This is a genomic window from Actinotalea sp. C106 (genome assembly GCF_023630195.1).
Lineage (GTDB): Bacteria > Actinomycetota > Actinomycetes > Actinomycetales > Cellulomonadaceae > Actinotalea.
On the sequence record NZ_JALPKN010000225.1, the window covers coordinates 1 to 5,266 of the forward strand.

At 73.8% G+C, this 5,266-nt stretch carries 4 protein-coding genes and 1 pseudogene; 2 read left to right on the forward strand and 3 right to left on the reverse strand.

Annotated features, from left to right (window positions below):
• The first annotated feature begins 186 nt into the window (after positions 1-186).
• Entirely contained in the window at positions 187-2,175 is a 1,989-nt protein-coding gene (acs, locus tag L0B03_RS13505) for an acetate--CoA ligase (RefSeq protein ID WP_250446617.1), read from the forward strand.
• A 22-nt stretch (positions 2,176-2,197) separates the two neighbouring features.
• On the opposite strand, the gene L0B03_RS13510 is transcribed toward acs, so the two are convergent.
• From L0B03_RS13510 to L0B03_RS13520, 3 genes are all read right to left on the reverse strand, one after another.
• The gene (locus L0B03_RS13510) at positions 2,198-3,262 is read right to left on the reverse strand and encodes an NAD(P)-binding domain-containing protein (protein ID WP_250446619.1); all 1,065 of its coding nucleotides are present in this window, start codon (positions 3,260-3,262) and stop codon (positions 2,198-2,200) included.
• A gap of 85 nt (positions 3,263-3,347) precedes the next feature.
• The gene (locus L0B03_RS13515; RefSeq protein ID WP_250446622.1) at positions 3,348-4,304 is read right to left on the reverse strand and encodes a methyl-accepting chemotaxis protein; all 957 of its coding nucleotides are present in this window, start codon (positions 4,302-4,304) and stop codon (positions 3,348-3,350) included.
• Positions 4,301-4,777 (reverse strand): PAS domain-containing protein, encoded by a 477-nt coding sequence (locus tag L0B03_RS13520; RefSeq protein ID WP_250446625.1) that lies wholly within the window; start codon positions 4,775-4,777, stop codon positions 4,301-4,303. Before L0B03_RS13520 ends, L0B03_RS13515 begins: the two co-directional genes overlap by 4 nt.
• A gap of 211 nt (positions 4,778-4,988) precedes the next feature.
• Between L0B03_RS13520 and L0B03_RS13525 the strand changes: the two are divergent.
• A pseudogene (locus tag L0B03_RS13525) lies at positions 4,989-5,266 on the forward strand (hypothetical protein); the annotation flags it as partial.

Consider the following 5,266-nt stretch of genomic DNA (forward strand, 5'->3'; position numbering starts at 1 on the left):
CCGCGGAGGCCGCGCGCGCCGACCAGGCCCGCGAGGACCGCGCCATGGCCCCGACCGCCTGAGCAGGACCGGCGGCGTCCGCGCCAGGGACCGAGGTCCCGAGGCGGGCGCGGTGCGTCTACGATCCGAAGCGTGGCCCCGCGGGGCTGCACCGACCGCACCATCGCCGCTGCGCCCGGAGGACCTGTGAACCACGAGACGTCGAGCTCCCTCGAGAACCTGCTCGCCGAGGACCGCCGCTTCCCGCCCGCCCCGGAGTTCGTGGCCCAGGCCAACGCGGGCCCGGAGATGTCGTCCTGGGCGGCGGCGGACCGCCCCGCCTTCTGGGCCGAGCAGTCCCGTCAGCTGATCACCTGGTCCACCCCGTTCACCGAGACCCTCGACTGGTCCGGGGCCCCCGTGGCCCGGTGGTTCGCCGACGGTCGGCTCAACGCCTGCTACAACGCGGTCGACCGGCACGTCGAGGCGGGGCACGGGGACCGCACGGCCCTGATCTTCGAAGGTGAGCCAGGGGACGGCCGCACCCTCACCTACGCCGAGCTCCAGGGCGAGGTCTCGCGAGCGGCCAACGCCCTGGTCGAGATCGGCGTGCAGACCGGCGACCGGGTCGCGATCTACCTGCCGATGATCACCGAGGCCGTGATCGCGATGCTGGCGTGCGCGCGGATCGGGGCCGTGCACTCGGTAGTCTTCGGCGGGTTCTCGGCCGAGGCCCTGCGCTCCCGGATCGAGGACGCCCAGGCGGTCGCGGTCATCACGGCCGACGGCGGTCACCGGCGCGGCTCGGCGGCGGCCCTCAAGCCCGCGGTCGACGAGGCCCTGGCCGGGGGCGGCGAGACCGTCCGTCACGTGCTGGTCGTACGACGCACCGGCCAGGAGGTCGCGTGGACCGAGGGCCGTGACGTGTGGTGGCACGAGGCCCTCGAGCGGGCCTCCGAGCAGCACGAGCCGGTCCAGGTCGAGGCCGAGCACCCGCTGTTCATCCTCTACACCTCGGGCACCACGGGGAAGCCCAAGGGCATCCTGCACACCACCGGCGGCTACCTGACCCAGACGGCCTTCACCCACCTCAACGTCTTCGACCTCAAGCCCGAGACCGACGTCTACTGGTGCACGGCCGACGTCGGCTGGGTCACCGGGCACAGCTACGTCGTCTACGGACCGATGCTCAACGGCGCGACCCAGGTCATCTACGAAGGCACCCCCGACACCCCGGACAAGGGCCGCTGGTGGGAGATCGTCGCCAAGCACGGCGTGACCATCCTCTACACGGCCCCCACCGCGATCCGCACCTGCATGAAGTGGGGCGAGGACGTGCCCGGCCGCTACGACCTGTCCTCCCTGCGCCTTCTCGGCAGCGTCGGCGAGCCGATCAACCCCGAGGCCTGGACCTGGTACCGACGCGTGATCGGCGGGGACCGCACACCCGTGGTCGACACCTGGTGGCAGACCGAGACCGGGGCGATCATGATCTCCCCGCTGCCCGGGGTCACCACCGCCAAGCCCGGCTCGGCCCAGACCCCGCTGCCCGGGATCGCGGCCGACGTCGTCGACGAGGAGGCCCACCCGGTCGAGAACGGCTCGGGCGGGTACCTGGTCATCACCGAGCCGTGGCCCTCGATGCTGCGGGGCATCTGGGGCGACCCGCAACGCTTCGCCGACACGTACTGGTCGAGGTTCCCCGGCCTCTACTTCGCGGGCGACGGCGCCAAGAAGGACGAGGACGGCGACATCTGGCTGCTGGGCCGGGTCGACGACGTCATGAACATCTCGGGCCACCGGCTCTCGACCGCGGAGATCGAGTCCTCGCTGGTCTCGCACCCGATGGTGGCCGAGGCCGCCGTCGTCGGGGCGAGCGACACCACGACCGGTCAGGCGGTGGTGGCCTTCGTCATCCTGCGGGCCGAGCACCTGGACAAGGTCGACCAGGAGGGCGAGGGGGCCGACGTCGCCGCGACCCTGCGCGCCCACGTGACCAAGCAGATCGGCCCGATCGCCAAGCCGCGGACCATCCTCGTGGTGACCGAGCTGCCCAAGACCCGCTCGGGCAAGATCATGCGTCGCCTGCTCCGCGACGTCGCCGAGCACCGCAAGGTCGGCGACGTCACCACCCTTGCCGACTCCTCCGTCATGGACCTCATCGCCACCGGCCTCGACAAGCCCACCACCCCCTGACCCGTCCTCCGATGGGGGCGGGTCAGAAGCCGAGGCGGAGGCGGAGGCTGCGGACGGCCTGGCGGCCCGCACGGTTGGCGCCGATCGTGCTCGCGCTCGGGCCGTACCCCACCAGCTGGACCCGCGGGTCGACGACGACCTCGGTGCCGTCGAGCACGATCCCACCCCCCGGGCCCCGCAGCCGCAGCGGCGCCAGGTGGTCGAGCCCCGGCCGGAACCCGGTGGCCCACAGGATCGTGTCCGCCCGCTGGTGCTCGGGGGCCGGGGGCACGTCGGCCGCCGCCCACCGCACGCCGTCGGGCACGATGCGCTCGAACATCGGCAGCCGGCGCAGCACCCCCGTCTCGATGCCACGGCGGTACGCCTCGGTCAGGGGCAGCCCGGTCGCGGCGACCACGCTCTGCGGAGGCAGCCCCGCCGCCGTCCGCTCAGCCACGCGTGCGACGGCGGCGCGGCGGGTCTCCTCGTCGAAGTCGCCCTCGTCGAACTGCGGCTCGCGGCGGGTCACCCAGGTCGTCTCGGCCACGGGGGCGATCTCGAGCAGCAGCTGCACGGCAGAGGTGCCGCCACCCACCACCACGACGCTCTCGCCCGCGAAGTCCCCCGCCGCGCGGTAGTCCCGGGTGTGCAGCTGACGGCCGCGGAAGGTCTCGCGCCCGGGGTAGGCGGGCCAGAAGGGCCGCTGCCAGGTGCCGGTCGCGTTGATGAGGCCCCGCGCGTGCCAGGTGCCCTGGTCGGTGCGGACCTCGAGCAGGTCCTCCGCGGCCCCGGTCACCGACCGGACCCGCACCGGCCGCCGGACGGAGAGCCCGTAGCGGTCCTCGTAGGCCGCGAAGTACGCGGGGATGACCTCGGCCGCCGGGGCGTCGTCCTGGGCCTCGGGGGCCGGCATGCCGGGGAGGGAGTGCACCCCGTGGGCCTCGCGCATGGTGAGGGACTCCCAGCGGTGCTGCCACGCTCCCCCGGCCCGGGTCGCGTCGTCGAGCACGACGAAACCGGTCCCGGGCTCAAGTCCCGCGCGGCGCAGGTGGTACGCGGCTGTCAGCCCCGCCTGGCCCGCGCCCACCACGACGACGTCAACTTGCACGGCTCGTGCCCTCCGCTCGCCCCTGTCACCACCCTGCACGGATGGCCTCTACCGGCCCAACGCGGGACGCGCCCCGGACGTTCCGTCAGGCCCGCAGCTCCCCGAGGAAGCGCGCGACCTCCTGGTCCAGCCGCGCCGCCGAGGGGACCAGAGGGAGCATGTCAGCCCCCGGGCGCCCCTCGCCGTCGATCCGCGAGCGCAGCTCGGCGACGTCGGTGTCCATCGACCGCACCGCCTCCTGCACGACGGCGAGGACCGAGGCGACGTCGGCCACCGCAGCCTGCGCGGTCTCGACCTGGAGCTCGATGCGGGCGGTCGCCCCACTGGTCTCCTCCGCCAGGCGCTCGACCTCGTTCGCGACGACGGCGAAGCCGCGCCCGTGCTCACCGGCGCGGGCTGCCTCGATGGTCGCGTTGAGGGCCAGGAGCCGCGTCTGGGCGGCGACCTCGGCGATGAGGCGGACCACGTCGCCGATCACCCCGGCTGCCTCCTCGAGTCGGCTGACAGCATGATCCGCGCCGTCCGCCTGCGCGACGGCCGAACCGGCCGACCGCGCGAGCGAGCTCGCGTTGCCGGCCATCGCGCGAGCCTGCTCACCCACCGATGCGCTCGAGGCCAGCACCTCACGCTCGAAGTCTGCAGCGAGGGCCTCACGGGCCTCGACCCCGCGACTGACCTCGTCCTCGGAGAGTCGCAGGTGGTCCCGGGCCCGGTTGATCACCTGGGCGCGCTCACGGAAGGCCCCCGGCAGGCCGCGCAGCAGCAGACGCCGCTCGTGGTCCCCTGCGGCGGCCGCCGTCAGCGAGGCGCCGGCCTCGCGGGCGAAGGCGTCGACGACGTCGAGCAGGTGGTTGAGGTGGCTGCGTACCCGCGCCACCTCTCCGTCGCAGCCCCCGTCACCGAGGACGGGAGCTGCAGGCATGCGCGCCTCGAGGTCGCCGGTCGAGGCACGCTCGACCGTCGCCCCGATCACCTGGACGAGCTCGCGGTAGGCCGCGACCTTCGCCTCGAGCTCACGGACCCGTCGTCGGGAGCCGATCATGACGCGCCCTCCTCCTCGAGGGACCAGATCCAGCCCGAGTAGGTGGTCCCAGCCTCGGCGAGCGTCTCCGCGAGCACCTGCGCGCCGGCCCGCGCCGCCTCGTTGGCCGAGAGACCGCGCTCGGCCCGCAGCATCCGGGCGTAGAGCTGCTCGACGACGGGCAGGGCCGAGCGGGAGGGCGAGCGGCGGTTCGAGTGGTAGCCGCAGGCCCGACCGTCAGGCCCGATCGACGTGGTGACGTGCGCGAGGACCCAGTAGAGGGCGCCATCGGTCGCGAGGTTCTTGACATACGCGAACATCTCCTCGCCGGCGGCGATGGTCGACCACAGGCAGGAGTAGAGGCCGCGCGGCATCTCGGGGTGCCGGATGATGTTGTGCGGGCGGCCGAGGGTGTCCTCCTCGACGAGGGCCGAGATGCGCAGGAAGGTGTCGTTCGCGTACGTGATCCGACCCTGGAGGTCGGTCTTCGTCACGATGAGCTCCTCAGCGCCGAGGCGGCGCTCGACCCCCGTGGGCCGCACGCCCCCCGAGGCCTGGCGCGGCCGCTCGGTCGCGGTAGTCAATGTCTGGTGTGACATGGAGGTCCGATCGGCCGTCCGGGGCTGCGGCTGAGGGGATCCCCGGGTGAAGCCCGGCCGTCCGCCGACCAGGCCGGGAGATGCGCGGGCGTGGTGGGATGGGTCGGTGAGCGACCACCCCGTGACCCGCCTCGAGCACCTCGACCCCGCTGCCGCCCAGGCCGTCCGCGAGCTCGCCCTCCGCGCTGAGGCAGAGGACGGGATCGAGGCCCTCGGGGAGCAGAGCCTGCTGCAGCTGGCGGGCGAGGCCGACGTCGTGCACCTGCTGCTCGACGTGGACGGCTCGGCGGGAGGCGGGTCGAGCACGCCGGCCCCCCTCACGGGCTATGCCCAGCTCGACCGCGGGACGGCGAGCGCCGAGCTGGTCGTGGACCCCGGTGCCCG